The sequence below is a fragment of the Aquabacter albus genome (assembly GCF_040049275.1).
In the GTDB taxonomy this organism is placed as follows: Bacteria; Pseudomonadota; Alphaproteobacteria; order Rhizobiales; family Xanthobacteraceae; genus Aquabacter.
Genome location: NZ_JBDZDT010000008.1, coordinates 148,664 through 166,108, shown reverse-complemented (window position 1 = coordinate 166,108; position 17,445 = coordinate 148,664). Strand labels below are relative to the sequence as shown.

Here is a 17,445-nt window from a genome sequence, read left to right as displayed (position 1 = left end):
GTCCCTTACTGGGGCCTCGCGTTGCGCGTCGTCCAGCCGTGCACCGTCTCGGCGACCATCTCCGCCGTCGCGGCCGACAGGGTCCAGCCGAGATGGCCGTGGCCGGTATTGTAGAACACGCCCGGACGCTTCCCCGCGCCGACGCGCGGCATCAGGTTCGGCATCATCGGCCGCAGGCCCGACCACGGGATGACGCGGCTGGTGTTGACATCCGGGAACAGCTTTTCGACCCAGGCGATCAGGGGGCGGACCCGGTCGTCGCGGATGTCGCGGTTCTCGCCGTTGAACTCCGCCGTGCCGGCGACGCGGAAGCGATCACGCCCGAGCCGGCTCGTCACGATCTTGGTGGCGTCGTCGAGCAGGCTGACGGTGGGCGCCGCATCCTGGCTGCGCGCGTCATCGAGCTGGACGGTGATCGAATAACCCTTCACCGGATAGACGTTGACGCGGTCACCGAGCAGCGTGGCGAACCGGCGGCTGGCGACGCCGGCGCAGATGATCACCGCATCGGCTTCCAGCCGCTCGATCGCGGCCCCGTCCTCACCGGTGGTCCAGGACAGGGAAACGCAGTCCGGGCGATGCTCGATGTCAGTCACCTCGGCTTCGAAGATGAACTCCACGCCGCGGCGCTCACAGGCATCGGCGAGGCCGCGGGTGAATTTGTGGATGTCGCCGGTGGCATCCGAAGGGGTGAAGAAGCCACCGTGATAGCTGCCATGGACCGTGGGCTCGATCTGGCGCATCTCCTCCGGTGTCACCGGGCGGCGGTCGAGCCCGCCTTCCTGGAGCAGGCGGTTGACGCGGGCGGCGTCCTCGAAATCCTGCTTGGTGCGATAGATGTGCAGGATGCCCCGGCGTTCGAGGTCGAACGCGATCCCTTCCTTCTCCGCGATGGCGAACAGGTGGCGGCGCGCCTCGATGGCGAGGCGGGCCGTGGCGATGGTGTTGGCGCGGTAATGCCTGATATGGCTGACGAATTCGCCGAGCCAGCTGTATTTGTGCAGGCTGGGCAGCGGGTTCAGCAGCAGCGGCGCGTCGTTGCGCAGCATCCATTTCAGCCCCTTCATCAGGGTCTGCCCGTTGTTCCAGACCTCGGCATTGCTGGCGGAAAGCTGGCCGCCATTGGCGTAGGAGGTCTCCATCGCCGCGTAGCGATGACGGTCGAGCACGACGACCGAGTGGCCGCGTTCGAGCAGCGCGTGCGCCGTGGTGACGCCTGTTATGCCCGACCCGATGATGGCGATTTTACTCACTCTGCGCTCCGCAGTTCGCGCGTTTTTCTTGCGCGTGCGTGAAGGGATCTATCTGTACTCGACGACGAGAAGGGCGATCGCCGGTTCAGACTGTTCGTTCGTGATGGAATGGCGGATGTCGGCGGGATATCGGGCGGTCTCGCCCTGCCGGACGTCCTTGCGCGTGCCGCCGGCATCCACCGCGACCTGACCGCTGAAGACGGAAAGATGTTCCTTGGTGTTCATCTGGTGCGGCTCGGACGAGAGGACGCCGCCGGGCTCGATGCGCAGCTCGTACCATTCGATCCGGTTGACCGTGTCCACGGGACCCAGAATGCGCAGGACGCACTTGCCGTCCGGGCTCTTGATGACCGGGGTCGCGTAGGATGGGACGACCGACACGACGGGCGATACCGGCTCCTGCTGCTCGACGGTGAGGAATTCCGCGAGCGCGACGTTCAGCGCGTTGGTCAGCCGCCACAGCACGGCCACCGTCGGGTTCGCCTCGTTCCGCTCGATCTGTGACAGCATGGATTTCGAGACGCCGGCGGCCTTCGACAGCTCGTCCAGCGACAGTTTCCGGGCTTTGCGTGCCGCGTGCAGCCGCTCGCCCACCGCCGGTGGACCGCTCTGAGGATTTTTGTCGGGAGGGGGTTGCATCGGCGCGTCGTCTTTTATAATGGATATTTATGTTCGATATAACGGATATCCGCCATATCGAACACCATGGCGGGAGGCCCAGGACATGTCAACACCCCTAGAATTTTACGGTTCGGTCCGTGCCGAGCTGGCGGCCATCGATCAGGCGGGCCTGTTCAAGCGCGAGCGGATCATCACCTCGCCCCAGGGCGCACAGATCGAAACGGCGGACGGCCGGCATGTCATTAACCTGTGCGCCAACAACTATCTGGGTCTGTCCTCCGATCCCGCGGTGATCGCGGCGGCGCGGCGCGTTCTGGACGAGCGCGGGTTCGGCCTGAGCTCGGTGCGCTTCATCTGCGGCACCCAGGACACCCACAAGGAACTGGAGCGGCGGCTCTCCCGCTTCCTCGGCACCGAGGACACCATCCTCTACGGCTCCGCCTTCGACGCGAATGGCGGCCTGTTCGAGACCCTGTTCGGGCCCGAGGACGCCATCATCAGCGATGAGCTGAACCACGCCTCCATCATCGACGGCATCCGGCTGTCGAAGGCGCAGCGCTACCGCTACCGCAACAACGATCTCGACGACCTGCGCGCGAAGCTGGCTGAGGCCGACGCCGCCGGCGCCCGGTTCAAGATCGTGTTCACCGACGGCGTCTTCTCCATGGACGGCACCATCGCGCGCCTCGACGAGATCCGCGCGATCTGCGACGCGGCCGGTGCCCTGCTCGGCGTCGACGACAGCCACGCCACCGGCTTTTTGGGCGCCCGCGGGCGCGGCACTCACGAGCACTGCGGCGTGTTCGGCAAGATCGACATCATCACGGGCACCCTCGGAAAGGCGCTCGGCGGCGCTTCGGGCGGCTTCACCAGCGCCTCGGCCGACGTGGTGGCGCTGCTGCGTCAGCGCTCGCGGCCCTATCTGTTCTCGAACACCATCGCACCGCCCATCGTCGGCGCTACCCTCGCCGTGCTCGACATCCTGGAGCACGGCACGGAACTGCGCGACCGGCTGGAGCGCAACGCGGCGCTGTTCCGCCGCGGCCTGACCGCGCTCGGCTTCGATATCAAGCCCGGCGAGCACCCGATCATCCCTGTCATGGTCTACGACGCCGAAAAGGCCCAGCGGCTCGCCCAGCTTCTGCTCGAGCACGGCGTCTATGTCATCGGCTTCTTCTACCCCGTCGTGCCCAAGGGCCAGGCCCGCATCCGGGTCCAGATCAGCGCCCTGCATACCGAAGAGGACCTCAATCACGCGCTCGAAGCCTTCGGCGCGGCTGGGCGCGAATTGGAGATCATTCGATGACTGCCCCCAAGATCCTCATCGTCGGGGCCAACGGGCAGCTGGGCACGGAACTCTCGGCCACGCTGGCCGAGCGCCTCGGCTCGCAGCAAGTCGTGACCAGCGACATCGATCCCAAGGGCCGGCACGCGCACATCGCGCACGAGGCGCTGGACGCGACCGACATCGACCAGGTGACGGCGCTGGTCGACAGGCACGGCATCACGCAGATCTATCATCTGGCCGCCGCCCTCTCCGCGGTGGGCGAGAAGAATCCGGGCTGGGCGTGGCAGCTCAACATGACCGGCCTCATCAACGTGCTGGAAGTGGCCGCGCTCCGGGACCTCGACAAGGTCTTCTGGCCAAGCTCCATCGCCGCCTTCGGCCCGACCACGCCGGCGGACGACACGCACCAGCGCACCGTCATGGAGCCGAAGACCGTCTATGGCGTCTCCAAGCTCGCCGGCGAGGGCTGGTGCCGGTGGTATTTCGAGAACAAGGGCGTCGACGTGCGCAGCCTCAGGTATCCCGGCCTGATTTCCTATAAGGCGCCGCCCGGCGGCGGCACGACGGACTATGCCATCGACATTTTCCACTACGCGCTACGGCACGAAACCTACACCTGCTTCCTGGAGGCGGACGAGGCGCTGCCGATGATGTACATGCCGGACGCGATCCGGGCGACGCTGGAGCTGATGGACGCGCCGCGTGAGCGGATCAGCGAGCGCGGCAGCTACAATCTCGCCGGTGTCACCTTCACGCCGGAGGACATCACCGCGGAGATCAGGAAGCATCACCCCGACTTCGAGGTCGTCTACAAGCCGGACTTCCGCCAGAAGATCGCCGAGGGGTGGCCGAACTCGATCGACGATTCCCTGGCGCGCACCGACTGGAACTGGCGTCCGCAGTTCGATCTGGCGGCGATGACCAAGGACATGCTGGTCAATCTCAGCCATCCTTCCTGAGGCTGCGAGGACATAGCTTCCCCGAACGCACCTTCACCCGCCTTAAGGGGGCGGTTCGTGGCTTCCCGGAGAGCCACGCCGCCCCCTTCGCGCTCATCGGCCAGGCCTCGTCCCGGCTGAAGTGCCTGGATCCGGATGCTTTCTGCGTGGCGCCTCTCGACGCCCAGCCCACGGGCTACTTCGCATCCCGCTCTGCGCGGCCCTGGCAGAGGATGATCGGATTGGCGAGCGCGGCCGAAAACCCGCCGCTCTGATAGACGACCAGGTTGTTCGCCCCGGGCGGCACCATGAAGGAGCCTTCGACGATCTTCGGCGCGCCCGCGGTGGTCTGAAGGGTCCAGCTGAAGGTGCAGAACTCCGCCGGGGCGGTGGGGTCGGTGTGGCTGCACATGAGTTGCGTGCCGCCGAGCATGGCCGCCCCGGCGCAGCTCGCCGCCGAAACCTGCTGGGTCTGTGCCAGCGTTGCGGACGACGCGAGAAGCGCCACCAACCCCGCCCCCGCCAGAATCCATCTGAAGTGCCGTTTCATCGCTTTCTCCAGCCGGGGTCCAGGCGCCCGTCAGGATCCATTCACCATGGTGTGAGAATTAACGCATTGCTTATTGTCAGTCAAACTTATTATATTGGTGCTCAAGATAGGTACGCTTCAGATTTCCCCACGGGAACTTTCATGCCGAACACGACACCAACATTGGGCTTCCTGCTCCACGATGTCGCCCGCCTGCTGCGCAAGCGCTTCGAGCAGCGCGCACGGGGTCACGGGCTGACGCGCGCGCAATGGCAGGCGCTGGCCTATCTCGCCAATAACGAGGGCATCCACCAAGGCGGGCTCGCCGAACTCATCGATATCGAGCCCATCACGCTCGGCCGCATCGTGGACAGGCTGGAGGCGAGGGGGCTCATCGAGCGGCGCCAGCATCCCACCGACCGACGGGTCTGGCTGCTCTTTCTCACCGAGGCGGCCCGCCCGCTGCTCTCGGTGATGCGGGAGGTCGGCGAGGCGACACGCAGCGAAGCCCTCCTCGATATCTCCGAGACCGAGCGCCAGCAGCTTCTGGACATGCTCGGCCGCATGAAGACCAACCTCACGGCCGCCTGCGGCGCGCCGGTGGAGGACGAAGACAAGGAAAAGAGCCATGGCTGAGAGCATCTCTCAGAACCGGCCGGAAGACCCGGCCCCTTCAGCCCCCGACGCCGAGACACGTATCACGCGCTTGGAAACCGCCCGCAAGCCGGCCCCCGAGCCTGAGGCCCCACCCGCGTCATCGTCGCCCGCGGCCGCGCCAAAGAAGGCCTCGCCGCGTGGGCGCGTGCGCCGGCTCCTGTTCCTCGCTCTGCCGGTGGCGCTCGTCGTGGGCGGCTATTTCTACGTGACCGGCGGCCAGGTGATGACTACGGACAACGCGTATGTCCATGCCGACACGGTCGGCGTCTCAACCGACGTGCCCGGCACGGTGGTGGAGATCGCCGTCCATGACAACGAGCTCGTCAAGAAGGGCCAGCTCCTGTTCCGCCTGAAGGACGACAATTACAGGATCGCGCTGGCGGGTGCGGAGGCGCAGCTCGGCACGGTGCGCAACCAGATCCTGACCCTCCAGGCGAGCTACCAACAGGCGTTGGTCCAGATCAAGCAGGCGGAGGCGGACCTGCCCTTCTACGAGGCCACCTTCAACCGGCAGAAGAACCTGCTCGCCACCGCCGCCGCCTCGCAGGCGACCTATGACAGCGCCAAGCACGACCTTGAGGCTGCGCAGCAGAAGGTGGCGGTCGCAAAAGCCCAGGCCCAGGCCATGCTGGCCCAGCTCGGCGGCGACGCGAACCAGAAGCTGGAGGACAATCCCTTCTACCTCCAGGCGGCTTCCGCCGTGGATCGTGCCAAGCGCGACCTCGCGGACACCGTGGTGAAAGCCCCGTTCGACGGCATCGTCACCAAGGTGGATTCGCTCCAGGTGGGCGCCTACCTGCCGGTCTCCCAGCCGGGCTTCTCCTTGATCTCCAGCGAGCGCATGTGGATCGAGGCCAGCCCCAAGGAGACCGAGCTCACCTATGTGCGGCCGGGCCAGAAGGTGGCGGTTTTCATCGACACTTATCCGGACGACGAATGGAACGGCACGGTGGAGAGCATCAGCCCGGCCTCCGACGCCTCCTTCTCCCTGCTGCCGGCCCAGAACACGTCGGGCAACTGGGTGAAGGTGGTCCAGCGCATCCCCATGCGGGTGACAATCGATCCCGCGCCCGGCAAGCCGCCGCTGCGCGCCGGCATGAGCGCGGAGCTCGCCATCGACACAGGCCATCCCCGCGGCCTCCCCACCTTCCTCGCCCACATGTTCGGGATCGGAGGCGGCAATGGCTAGCGCGGGGGCGGCCCCGTTCGTGCCGGTGGCCAATCGCGGGGCGATCACGGCCTGCGTCATCCTCGCCGTGATCATGCAGGCGCTGGACACCACCATCGCCAACGTGGCGCTGCCCTATATCCAGGGGAGCGTGGCGGCGAGCCAGGACCAGATCAACTGGGTGCTCACCTCCTACATCGTCGCCGCCGCCATCATGACGCCGCCTTCCGGCTACCTGTCGAACCGGTTCGGCCGCAAGCGGGTGCTCACCGTCGCCATCATCGGCTTCGTCGTGGCCTCCATGCTGTGCGGGCTCGCGCAGTCGCTGTCGCAGATCGTCGGCTTCCGCCTCATGCAGGGCTTCTTCGGCGCTGCGCTGGTGCCGTTGTCCCAGGCCATCCTGCTGGACATCTATGCGCCTGAGGAGCGCGGCTCGGCCATGGCGCTGTTCGGCGTGTCGGTCATGGTCGGCCCGGTGCTGGGGCCGGTCATCGGCGGCTGGCTCACCGATCACATCAACTGGCGCTGGGTGTTCTACATCAACCTGCCCATCGGCCTCCTGGCCTTCGCGGGCGTCTCGGCCTTCGTCACCGAGACCAAGGCGGACATGAAGGCCTCGCTGGACTGGCTGGGCTTCGGCTCGCTCTCGGTCGGCATCGCCGCGCTGCAATTGTTCCTGGACCGGGGCGAGCAGCTCAACTGGTTCTCCTCGGGCGAGATCATGGTCGAGGCCCTGGTCTGCGCCAGCGCCTTCTACATCTTCCTGGTCCACACCTTTACGGCGACAGGCAAGTCGTTCGTGAACCCGCGCATGTTCCTCGACCGAAATTTTTCAGTGGGGCTGCTGTTCATCTTCATCGTCGGCATCACCTATCTCGCCTCCATGTCGCTGATGACGCCCTATCTCCAGACGCTCATGGGCTATCCCGTGGTCACCGCTGGCCTCGTCATGGGTCCGCGCGGGGTGGGGACCATGGCGTGCATGTTCCTGGTGGGCCGGCTGGTGGGCAAGGTGGACACCCGCATCCTGCTCGCCATTGGCCTCGGCCTCACCGCCTGGGCCATGTACGACATGACCGGCTGGACGCCCGCCGTGTCCCAGCAGACCATCGTCGTCACCGGCTTCGTGCAGGGCGCGGGCCTGGGCTTCCTGTTCGTGCCGCTGACCATCGTCACCTTCGCGACCCTCCCGCCGGAGATGCGCGGCGAAGGCACGGGTCTCTACAATCTGTCGCGGAACATCGGGTCGAGCGTCGGGATCTCGGTGGTCTCCGTGCTGCTCACCGAGAACATCCAGATCAACCACGAGACCATCGGCAGCTATGTGACAGCCTACAACCGGATCCTGGAGTATCTGCCCGCCCTCAAGGCCACGACGCTCGCCGGGCGGGCGGCGCTGGACGGCATGGTGACGCAGCAGGCGACCATCATCAGCTACATCAATGATTTCAAACTGATGATGCTGCTGAGCCTCGCCGCGATCCCGCTCGTCCTGCTTCTCAAGAGCGCCCCGAAAGCACCGGCAGACGTCGACCACGCCGTGGTGATGGAGTGATGGGAGGACGCAGGACGGCAGCTTCAGGCTTATTGTGGTGTCTTAGATCTTCTGGGCGAGACGTTCCACGTCGATGCAGGCTCCAAGCTGTAAAGCAGAGATATCCAAGCGCGCGACGTCTCCCAACGGACAAGCGGGTGGGTCCGATAAGACCCGCCCGCTTGGCTCACCGTAGGGCTGGCCAGCGTGCCGGACGTGATCGACGCGGAGATCCGCGCCGGCAGGCGCCGCTCCAGTCTCAAGCCGGGCGTGTGCGTACGCCTAGGACGACGAGGAGCGCTGCTGACAGGAGGATGAGGCTCGCGGCGCCGAAGACGCCTACCGCACCGTCCAAGGCGAAGACCACGCCGCCGCCCGCCGCGCCGACGGAGATCGCAAACTGGACGGCGGCGACGAGCAGGCCACCGGCGGTCTCTGCCTGATCGGGCACCGTGCGGGTCAGCCACGTGGACCACGCGACCGGTACTGCGCCGAAGGCGAGCCCCCAGAGCGCGATCAGCAGCGCATGACCCATGGGGCTTCCCTGGAGCGTGACGAGGGCGATGCCCAGCGCACCCATCAGGAGCGGCATGGAAAGGAGCGCAAATTTGAGGCTCCGCTCGATCATCGGGCCGGCGAGCAGTGTTCCGATGAAATTGGCGACGCCGAAGCCGAGCAAGGTTGCCGACACCGCATCGATGCTGAAGCCGGTGACCGTCTCGAGGAACGGCCTGATATAAGTGAAGACCGCGAAATGTCCGGCGAAAGCCAGCATCGCGGCGATCATGCCGACGCCGATTCCGGGCCGGCGGAGCACGTCGATAAGCGTGCGCAGCTGCGCCGAACCGGTGGGGGCCATGCGGGGCAGGGTCGCGATCTGCGCGATGATTGTTACGACGCCGAGGCCGGCGGCCAGGAGAAACACGCTGCGCCAGCCGAGCATATATCCGAGATAGCTGCCCACCGGCGCCGCGAAGATGGTCGCCGCAGAGACGCCGCTGAAGATCATCGAAAGGGCGCGCGGCACCAGCGCCTCAGGCACCAGCCGCATGGTCAGCGCCGCCGACATCGCCCAGAAGCCGCCGATGGCGATGCCGAGAAGCACGCGGCCGACAAGCAGCAACGGCAGGTTCGGCGCCAAGGCAACGATGAGATTCGAGGCGACAAGCATGGCCGAGAAGGCCAGCAGAAGGAGACGGCGGTCGATGCCCCGTGTCACGGCGGCGACCAGAAGGCTGGAGACGAGCGCCACCAGCGCCGTCGCGGTCACCGCCTGGCCGGCGGCGGCCTCTGTAACGCCGAGCCCCGCAGCCATGGGGGTCAGCAGGCTTGCCGGCAGGAATTCAGCCGTCACCAGCGCGAACACTCCAAGTGCCATCGCGCCGACTGCTGCCCAGGCCGGCGCTTCGCGCGCCTCTGCCGCCTTTTCGAGCGTGAGCGTTTCACTCATCCGTCGTCCTTTCCAGGGAATGCTGTTGCATTGCACCATGCATAGGCTCGATGTGCCGGACGATATATGCTATTCAGTCCGATATGTTTGATCGTTCGTCCGATAATGGTGGCAAGCCCGCCGCATCAGAGGATGTCGTGAGCGAATTGCTCATCGGCATGCGTCTTGTCGGGCTCAATTACCGGCGGATCCAGATCTCTCCCCCTTTCGGCCTGCGCTTCGGCAGCGAGGAGGGGCGGGCGCAGTTCCATTTCGTCGCGCGCGGCACCGTCTTCCTGCGTCGAGAGAACGAGGCGGATCAGGTGCTGGAGGCTGGCGCCGCCGTCCTGCTGCCGCACGGCGGTGTCCACGACCTCGTCTCGCAGGCCGCTGCGCCGGTCCGCGAGGTCGCCGCCTATGGCATCGCGCCGCTCTGCCCCACGGTCGGCGATATCAATGCTTGCGTGGAAGAGACCTGCCGGAATAGCGACGTGGTGATCTTCACGGGCTGCATGGGGTTCGACCTCGGCGGCATGCACCCGCTGGTGTCTCTGATGCCGGACGTGATGTCGGCCGACACCCTACTGGAGCGCTACCCGGAAATCCTGCCCATGCTCGAGGCGATGGAGCGTGAAGCCAGTGGAGAGCGGGCCGGCTTTGCGGGCATATTGGCGCGGCTTGCCGAGGTGGTCTCCGCCTTCATCGTGCGGGCCTGGGTCGAGTGCGGGTGCGGCGCGGCGACAGGCTGGGCTGCGGCGTTGCGCGATCCACGGCTTGGCCGCGTGATCGCCGCCGTGCACCGCGATCCTGGCCGCGGGTGGACCGTCGCCGATCTCGCGGCCGAGATGGGCAGCTCCCGGTCCGTCTTCGCGGAACGCTTTCTCGAGGTGACCGGCATGACGCCGCTGCGCTACCTCACCGACCTGCGCATGCGGCTTGCCGCGCAGTGGATCGCGCGGGACCGCGTATCCATCGAGGCTGCCGCACTCCGCCTCGGCTACGGCTCGCAGGCCGCGTTCAGCCGGGCGTTCAAACGGGTGATCGGGAGCGCGCCGGGCGCGGTCCGTTCAGCTGCCGCTCAGCCGATCCGTGCAGCGGAATAGCGTCCGTTGTCCAAAAAGCCGCCGGGATCCTTCCGGAACATGATCATGATGCCGAACTTGCCACACGGGCAATCCGATCCGGCCGAGATGGATAGCTCACATTACTGAGCTTGGTTCGGTGAGGTTCTCTGCGCGTTCGGTGGCAGGCCGCCTGCGAGGCGGGCGCGGCCGTCTGCCGACATCTGCGTTGCGGCTTCGACAGCGACCCCGTGCAGAATGTGCCAGAGGTCGCGGCGGGTGGTTTGGAGCGTGGCGAGCGCGCGGGTGGCGGCTTCGGGATCGAACGGCTCGGCCGTGAGCGTCTGCCTGACCACGCTTTGGGCCTTCTCCGAGACCGCCTGCTCGGCGTTGATCTCCGGCTCCGCCGCACGGAATTTCTCGTAGAGGATTCGCGCGTCCGCCGGCGGCAGGGTCGCCGCGATGGCGGCGATGCGGGCGGTGGGACTGTGGTCGACGCTCGTGGCGATGACGGGCGAAGGTGCCGGACGCACCACCATGGCGGCCGCGCAACCCAGGAAAAACAGGTTCAGCGCGATGGAGGCCACCAGCAGGAGGCGCTGGGGCGGCATCCAGGCCGGGCTCGCAATGTTTGCTCTCATAGGCCGGACTCCAGCAGCGGTGCGGGCTCGAACATGGTGGGGCCGGGGGTCGCGCGGGCAACCTCCATGGGAGGTGCCGAGGGCGCGTGGTCGGCATAGCTGCCGACGAAGATGCCGAGAAGGGCCATCCCCGCCAGCGCCGCGATGCTCGGCCAGGATGGGCGCAGGTCGAACGCCAGCAGCCAGGAGGGCAGCCACCGCGCGGTGGCCGACCGGTTCTGCGGCGGCAGAGGGGTCGCGAGGAGCCGGGCGAGGGCCGAGCGCCCGGCCGCCTCGTCCGCCGGTGTGAGCTGCCGGGAATACGCACCCGCGAGCCGGGCATCGAGGCACGCCTCCTCGGCGAGAAGGGATCGCGCTTCGGGTGCGCGGCGCAGGAATTCCTCGGCCCGCGAACGGTCCTCCGTGGGCCAGCCCGCCATGTCCGAGCCGTGGATGGCGACGAGATGTTCGAGCTGTTCGCGGGTCATCGTCTACTCCTCGTCACGGGGGCGGCGCAGATGCTCGCGCAGGCTCCTGCGGGCCCGAACGAGAAGCGTCTCGACGCTGGAAACCGACGCCCCGAGGATCTCGGCGGTGCGGGCATTGGAGAAACCTTCCCAATAGGTGAGCAGAACCACCGCCCGCTGCCGCTCGGGGAGCGCGGAGATTGCTGCCTCCAGCGCGCGGTTCTCGTCCCGCTCCTGGAGCCGGGCAAGGGCATCGGGCGCGGGGTCCACCGGGTCGTCCGCCTCCTCCAGGGGCCGGTGCGGCGCCCGCCGCAGCCGGTTGAGGCAGAGATGGACCACGATCTGGTAGAACCATGTGCCGAAGGCTGCCTCGGGCCGCCAGCGGGGCGCAGCGGTCCAGACCCGCAGCAGGGCTTCCTGGACCACCTCCTCGGCATCGGTGTCATTGCCGAGATAGCGCCGGGCGAGGCCGCTCGCCCGGCCGGCAAAGCGCTCCGCCAGGGTCCGGAAGGCCCTCTCGTCGCCCCGCGCCACCTGCGCCATGAGGTCTTCGTCGCTGGCCTCGCGCATCCGGGGATCTTATCCCATGCCTTGCCGCAGCATGTCACCATGGTGCGCTGAACTCCTCGCGCCCTTCACCTGCATTCGCAAGAGTGGGTCCGTTATCGCGAGCACCGCGCCCCCAGCACACGGTACGTCACGGAATTTCAACACGGAGCGGGACGAAACCCTGCGCTGCGCATCTTACGCGATCGGATCACGGTTCGGTGATTTCCGAGGATCGCGCGCAGGATTTTGCGGTGCAGCGTGTTCAAGGGTTGAACGAAGCCTTTCCGCTGGAGCGATATCGATGCGTCGTCTGTTCTGGGTCCTCATTCTGGCGCTCGGGGTTGCCGGAGGGCTCGCATGGCACTTCGACATGCTCGCGCCGTATGGCCTGCCGGCCGGGACCGCGGAGGCGAAGCCCGCCAAGCGCGGGGCGGCCGCCATCCCCGTGGTGACCGCACAGGCGCAGACCGAGGACGTGCCCATCTATGCCACCGGCATCGGCGCGGTGAAGGCCTTCAACACGGTGACGGTCACCGCGCGCGTCGACGGCGAACTGCAGAAGGTCTCCTTCACGGAGGGCCAGGACGTAAAGGAAGGCGACGTCCTCGCCCAGATCGACCCGCGGCCCTATCAGGCGGCCCTGGCGCAGGCGCAGGCCGCCAAGGCGAAGGACCAGGCCTTGCTGGCCAATGCGAAGGCCGATCTTGAGCGTTTCAAGACGCTGGTGGCGAAGAACGCCGCCTCGCAGCAGTCCCTCGACACCCAGACCGCCCTCGTGGCGCAGTACGAGGCGGCGGTTCAGGGCGATCAGGCCACCATCGACAACGCCCAGGTTCAGCTGGGCTACACCACGATCCGCGCGCCCATATCCGGCCGCACCGGCGTGCGCCTGACCGATGAGGGCAACATCATCCGCGCCACCGATACGGGCGGCATCGTGGTGATCACCCAGCTCAAGCCCATCTCCGTGGTCTTCGCCCTTCCGCAGGACCGCTTCGACGCCACCATGGCGGCCATGAAGCGCGGGGCGGTGGTGGCGAGGGCCTTCAAGCCGGACGGCGTCACCCTGCTTGGCGAGGGCAAGGTGGCGCTCATCGACAACCAGATCAGCTCGGATACGGGCACCATCAAGCTCAAGGCCACCTTCCCGAACACCGACCTCAAGCTCTGGCCCGGCGCCTTCGTGAACGTGAAGGTGCTGGAGGACACGCTGAAGAACGTGGTCACCGTCCCCTCGCAAGCGGTCCAGCGCGGGCCGGACGGCATGTATGTCTACGTCATCGGCTCCGACAACGTGGCCCAGAAGAAGGCGGTCACCCTTGGTCCCGTCGATCCGGACCGCTCGGTGGTGACGGCCGGGCTTTCCGCCGGGGAGCAGGTGGTGGTGGACGGCCAGTACAAGCTCACGCCCGGGGCCCATGTCTCCATCGTGCCCGGCGGCCAGAAGGCGGCGCCGGATTCGACCAAGGTCGCCGGGGACGACAAGCGCGCATGAGCATCTCGACCCCCTTCATCCGCAAGCCCATCGCCACCACCCTTCTGATGGTCGCGTTGGTTCTGGTGGGCAGCGTCGCCTACACCATGCTGCCAGTGGCGCCCTTGCCCCAGGTGGACTTTCCCACCGTGCAGGTGTCGGCCTCCCTGCCGGGCGCGAGCCCGGAGACCATGGCGTCCTCGGTGGCGACGCCGCTGGAGCGGCAGTTCAGCCAGATCTCCGGCGTGACGCAGATGACATCGTCGAGCGCGCTGGGCGTCGTCGCCATCACCATCCAGTTCGATCTCGGCCGCAACATCGATGCCGCCGCCCAGGACGTGCAGGCGGCCATCAACGCCGCCAGCGGCCAGTTGCCCAAGAACCTGCCGAGCCCGCCGACTTTCAGGAAGGTCAACCCGGCGGATTCCCCCATCCTGATGATCTCGGTGCAGTCGGATCTCTATCCCCTGATCAAGCTGGACGATTATGCCGACACGATCCTCGCGCAGCAGATCAGCCAGGTGCCCGGCATCGCCCAGGTGGCCATCACCGGCGAGCAGAAGCCGGCGGTGCGCGTCCAGATCGATCCCGCCAAGGTGGCCGCGCTCGGGCTGAGCCTAGAGGACGTGCGCGCGGTCCTTACCGCCGCGACGGTGGACGCCCCGAAGGGGAGCTTCAACGGGAAGACCCAGTCCTTCACCATCTATGCGGACGACCAGTTGCTGGCAGCCAGCCCCTGGAACGACGTGGTGGTGGCCTACAAGGATGGGGCCCCCGTGCGCATACGCGATATCGGCCGGGCCATAGACGGCCCGGAGAACACCCAGCTCGCCTCCTGGCAGAACGGCAAGCGGGGCATCCAACTCATCGTGTTCAAGCAGCCCGGCGCCAATGTCATCGACACGGTGGACCAAGTCAAAGCCATGATCCCGCGGCTCGACGCCTCGCTGCCGCCGGGCATCGACGTGAACATCGTCCAGGACCGCACGCAGACCATCCGCGCCTCAGTGGACGACGTCCAGTTCACCATGCTGATCACCATCGCGCTCGTGGTGGCGGTGATCTTCGCCTTCCTGCGCGACTTCTGGGCCACCGTCATCCCGAGCATCACGGTGCCCATGGCGCTCATCGGCACGTTCGCCGTGATGTATGTGCTCGGCTACAGCCTCGACAACCTGTCGCTGGTGGGCCTCACCATCGCGGTGGGCTTCGTGGTGGACGACGCCATCGTCATGCTGGAGAACATCTACCGGCACATCGAGGAGGGAAAGAAGCCCTTCGAGGCCGCCCTCATCGGCGCCGGCGAGATCGGCTTCACCATCATCTCCATTTCCCTGTCGCTGGTGGCGGTGTTCATCCCGGTGCTGCTCATGAGCGGCATCGTCGGCCGGCTGCTCCGCGAATTCGCCGTCACGGTCACGGTCACCATCCTGGTGTCCGTGGTGGTCTCGCTCACGCTCACGCCCATGATGTGCTCGCGCTTCCTGAAGAACCAGCACGGCCTCAAGCACGGCCGCCTCTACAACGCCATGGAGGCGTTCTTCGACGGCATGCTGGCGGCCTATGATCGCGGCCTGAAATGGGTGCTGCGCCATCAGAAGGTGACCCTCGCGGTGTTCTTCGCCACCGTTATGGCCACGGGCTATCTCTACGTGGTCATCCCCAAGGGCTTCTTCCCGCAGCAGGACACGGGAATGATCCAGGGCGTCACCGAGGCCGCGCAGGACATCTCGTTCGCGGCCATGTCGGACAAGCAGGCCGAGCTGATGAAAATCGTGGCTGCCGATCCGGATGTCGACCAGTGGGCGAGCTCGGTGGGGGCCACCGGCGGATCTCAGACCGTCAATACCGGGCGCGTCTGGATCGCGCTGAAGCCCCGCAGCGAGCGCAAGGCGACGGCGGAGCAGATCATCAACCGGCTGCGGCCCAAGCTCGCCAAGGTGGAGGGCATCAACCTCTTCCTCCAGGCCGCACAGGACATAAGGGTGGGCGGCCGCTCGTCGCGCACCCAGTATCAGTACACCCTGCAGGACGCCAACCTTACCGAGCTGAACGAATGGGCGCCGCGCGTCCTCGACAAGCTCAAGGCATTGCCCGAACTCCAGGACGTCGCCACCGACCAACAGACCGCCGCGCCGACCGTTTCGCTCACCATCGACCGCGACACCGCCGCCCGCTTCGGCATCCAGCCGCAAGTGCTCGACGACACGCTCTACGATGCCTTCGGCCAGCGCCAGGTGGCGCAGTATTTCACCCAGCTCTCCCAGTATCACGTGATCCTGGAAGTGAACCCGGACCTGCAGAAGGACTTCTCCTCCCTCGACAAGATCTATGTGAAGTCGCCGCGCACGGGCGAGCAGATCCCCCTGTCAGCGCTCGTGAAGGTGGACACGTCGCAGGCGACCTATTTGTCCATCAACCACCAGGGCCAGTTCCCCGCGGTGACGCTGAGCTTCAACCTCGCGCCCGGCTATGCGCTGGGCCAGGCGGTGGACGCGATCCGACAGGCGGAGACGCAGATGGGCAAGCCCATCACGCTCATCGGCACGTTCCAGGGCACCGCGCAGGCCTTCCAGGATTCGCTCTCGACCCAGCCCTATCTGATCGCTGCGGCGATAATCGCCGTCTACATCATCCTCGGCGTGCTCTATGAGAGCTTCATCCACCCGCTGACGATCCTCTCGACGCTGCCGTCGGCCGGCCTTGGAGCCCTGCTGATCCTCTATGTGTCCGGCTTCGACCTCAGCGTGATCGGCCTGATCGGCATCCTGCTCCTGATCGGCATCGTGAAGAAGAACGCCATCATGATGATCGACTTCGCGCTCGCCCGGGAGCGCGTGGAAGGCATGGCGCCGGAGCAGTCCATCTACGAGGCCTGCCTCACGCGTTTCCGGCCCATCATGATGACCACCATGGCGGCGCTCCTCGGCGGCGTGCCGCTCATGCTCGGCACGGGAACCGGCTCGGAACTGCGGCAGCCGCTCGGCTACGCCATCGTGGGCGGCCTGGTGGTGAGCCAGATCCTGACCCTGTTCACGACCCCTGTGATCTATCTCGCCATGGGCCGGCTCAATGCCCGCCTCAGGGGCGAGAAGCGCCGGTCGGAGCCGCACAAGGTCGATCTGCCAGAGCCGCGCATCTCCGCCGCGGCGGAATAGCAGGCGAGGGTGGCGATCTGGTCCGCCGGGGCGAGGACCGTACGTTGCGGCGCAAAAGTTGAAAGGCCGAACGGCACGCAATTGCCGCCCGGCCCCCACCCAATGAGCGAATGTCGGATAACCCCCTGGGCAATTGATTATCAATTGATCAATAATTGAATGCCAAATCACAATCTAGAGATGTAGAAGTTCGCTCGCCGAGATGCCGAAGTGAAATAGACATTATCGCGCACGAACCATGTGTCCCTACCGGCCACAATCCGCTGTTAATTGTTGTCGCTCGAGAGGTAGTGCATCTTGTGTGGTGTTGAGAAGGAGGCCTCACATGACCAATCCTCTGCCGACAGACGAACTCGATGACCGCATTGCCATCGCGAGAGACAATCTCAGGCAGCTGGTGGAGCAGGCCGCCTCGTCCTCCGGTGCTGCCGATGAAGAGCGCACATCGGAGCGCATTTCTGAGCAGCAGGCCGTGCTCGATGCCCTCCTAAAGGAGCGCGAGCAGGCAAGTGGTGGCCGGAATCCACGCGTGTGAATATTTGTGTGAATCGTTTGGAAGAATTTGACTACAAACCTCATGTAACAGGCCGAAACTTATTCGCCTCAAGTGGGTCTCAACCGGTTCTGCAGGGTCTGTGATCTAGGAGATTTTGGCTGGCGGCACCTGGAGCGCCTAAACACATCGGTGGCGGTCCAGCG

At 66.2% G+C, this 17,445-nt stretch carries 16 protein-coding genes; 9 read left to right on the top strand and 7 right to left on the bottom strand.

All coding sequences use genetic code 11. The features are described from left to right. Window positions 1-5: 5 nt before the first annotated feature. On the bottom strand, window positions 6-1,253 hold the full coding sequence (locus ABLE91_RS20995) for a D-amino acid dehydrogenase (RefSeq protein WP_348933987.1): 1,248 nt from the start codon (window positions 1,251-1,253) through the stop codon (window positions 6-8). 48 nt (window positions 1,254-1,301) lie between these two features. Next, window positions 1,302-1,847: a helix-turn-helix domain-containing protein gene (locus ABLE91_RS20990; RefSeq protein WP_348933985.1), complete on the bottom strand. Its 546-nt coding sequence runs from the start codon at window positions 1,845-1,847 to the stop codon at window positions 1,302-1,304. 130 nt (window positions 1,848-1,977) lie between these two features. Here ABLE91_RS20990 and kbl point away from each other — a divergent pair, with 130 nt between their 5' ends. Then, complete coding sequence (kbl, locus tag ABLE91_RS20985; protein ID WP_348933984.1) at window positions 1,978-3,180, top strand: glycine C-acetyltransferase; 1,203 nt, start codon at window positions 1,978-1,980, stop codon at window positions 3,178-3,180. After that, window positions 3,177-4,121: an NAD-dependent epimerase/dehydratase family protein gene (locus ABLE91_RS20980; RefSeq protein WP_348933983.1), complete on the top strand. Its 945-nt coding sequence runs from the start codon at window positions 3,177-3,179 to the stop codon at window positions 4,119-4,121. Before kbl ends, ABLE91_RS20980 begins: the two co-directional genes overlap by 4 nt. Window positions 4,122-4,296: 175 nt before the next feature. Here ABLE91_RS20980 and ABLE91_RS20975 read toward each other — a convergent pair whose 3' ends face one another. After that, entirely contained in the window at window positions 4,297-4,650 is a 354-nt protein-coding gene (locus ABLE91_RS20975; protein WP_348933982.1) for a hypothetical protein, read from the bottom strand. A 141-nt stretch (window positions 4,651-4,791) separates the two neighbouring features. Between ABLE91_RS20975 and ABLE91_RS20970 the strand changes: the two genes are divergently transcribed. The 3 genes from ABLE91_RS20970 to ABLE91_RS20960 are packed head-to-tail and all read left to right on the top strand — an operon-like array spanning window position 4,792 to window position 8,009. Continuing rightward, window positions 4,792-5,265 (top strand): MarR family winged helix-turn-helix transcriptional regulator, encoded by a 474-nt coding sequence (locus tag ABLE91_RS20970; protein WP_348933980.1) that lies wholly within the window; start codon window positions 4,792-4,794, stop codon window positions 5,263-5,265. Then, window positions 5,258-6,475 (top strand): HlyD family secretion protein, encoded by a 1,218-nt coding sequence (locus ABLE91_RS20965; RefSeq protein WP_348933978.1) that lies wholly within the window; start codon window positions 5,258-5,260, stop codon window positions 6,473-6,475. Before ABLE91_RS20970 ends, ABLE91_RS20965 begins: the two co-directional genes overlap by 8 nt. Further along, the gene (locus ABLE91_RS20960) at window positions 6,468-8,009 is read left to right on the top strand and encodes an MDR family MFS transporter (RefSeq protein ID WP_348933977.1); all 1,542 of its coding nucleotides are present in this window, start codon (window positions 6,468-6,470) and stop codon (window positions 8,007-8,009) included. Before ABLE91_RS20965 ends, ABLE91_RS20960 begins: the two co-directional genes overlap by 8 nt. A 238-nt stretch (window positions 8,010-8,247) precedes the next feature. Here ABLE91_RS20960 and ABLE91_RS20955 read toward each other — a convergent pair whose 3' ends face one another. Next, a complete protein-coding gene (locus ABLE91_RS20955) occupies window positions 8,248-9,438 on the bottom strand; it encodes an MFS transporter (protein ID WP_348933975.1) in 1,191 nt (396 codons plus the stop codon). Between the two features lie 83 nt (window positions 9,439-9,521). Here ABLE91_RS20955 and ABLE91_RS20950 point away from each other — a divergent pair, with 83 nt between their 5' ends. After that, window positions 9,522-10,520 (top strand): AraC family transcriptional regulator, encoded by a 999-nt coding sequence (locus tag ABLE91_RS20950; protein ID WP_348933974.1) that lies wholly within the window; start codon window positions 9,522-9,524, stop codon window positions 10,518-10,520. A gap of 101 nt (window positions 10,521-10,621) precedes the next feature. On the opposite strand, the gene ABLE91_RS20945 is transcribed toward ABLE91_RS20950, so the two are convergent. From ABLE91_RS20945 to ABLE91_RS20935, 3 genes are read right to left on the bottom strand one after another with little or no spacing between them, the layout of a single operon-like run. Beyond that, on the bottom strand, window positions 10,622-11,119 hold the full coding sequence (locus ABLE91_RS20945; RefSeq protein ID WP_348933972.1) for a periplasmic heavy metal sensor: 498 nt from the start codon (window positions 11,117-11,119) through the stop codon (window positions 10,622-10,624). Next, window positions 11,116-11,586 carry a hypothetical protein gene (locus ABLE91_RS20940; protein WP_348933971.1) on the bottom strand — a complete coding sequence of 157 codons (471 nt, stop codon included), beginning with the start codon at window positions 11,584-11,586 and terminating at the stop codon, window positions 11,116-11,118. The genes ABLE91_RS20945 and ABLE91_RS20940 overlap by 4 nt, the downstream gene beginning before the upstream one ends. A gap of 3 nt (window positions 11,587-11,589) precedes the next feature. Continuing rightward, entirely contained in the window at window positions 11,590-12,135 is a 546-nt protein-coding gene (locus ABLE91_RS20935; protein WP_348933969.1) for a sigma-70 family RNA polymerase sigma factor, read from the bottom strand. Window positions 12,136-12,415: 280 nt separating this feature from the next. Here ABLE91_RS20935 and ABLE91_RS20930 point away from each other — a divergent pair, with 280 nt between their 5' ends. From ABLE91_RS20930 to ABLE91_RS20920, 3 genes are all read left to right on the top strand, one after another. Beyond that, complete coding sequence (locus ABLE91_RS20930) at window positions 12,416-13,609, top strand: efflux RND transporter periplasmic adaptor subunit (RefSeq protein ID WP_348933967.1); 1,194 nt, start codon at window positions 12,416-12,418, stop codon at window positions 13,607-13,609. Beyond that, window positions 13,606-16,746 carry a multidrug efflux RND transporter permease subunit gene (locus ABLE91_RS20925; protein WP_348933965.1) on the top strand — a complete coding sequence of 1,047 codons (3,141 nt, stop codon included), beginning with the start codon at window positions 13,606-13,608 and terminating at the stop codon, window positions 16,744-16,746. Before ABLE91_RS20930 ends, ABLE91_RS20925 begins: the two co-directional genes overlap by 4 nt. A gap of 325 nt (window positions 16,747-17,071) precedes the next feature. Next, window positions 17,072-17,281 (top strand): hypothetical protein, encoded by a 210-nt coding sequence (locus tag ABLE91_RS20920; RefSeq protein WP_348933963.1) that lies wholly within the window; start codon window positions 17,072-17,074, stop codon window positions 17,279-17,281. Window positions 17,282-17,445: the final 164 nt, after the last annotated feature.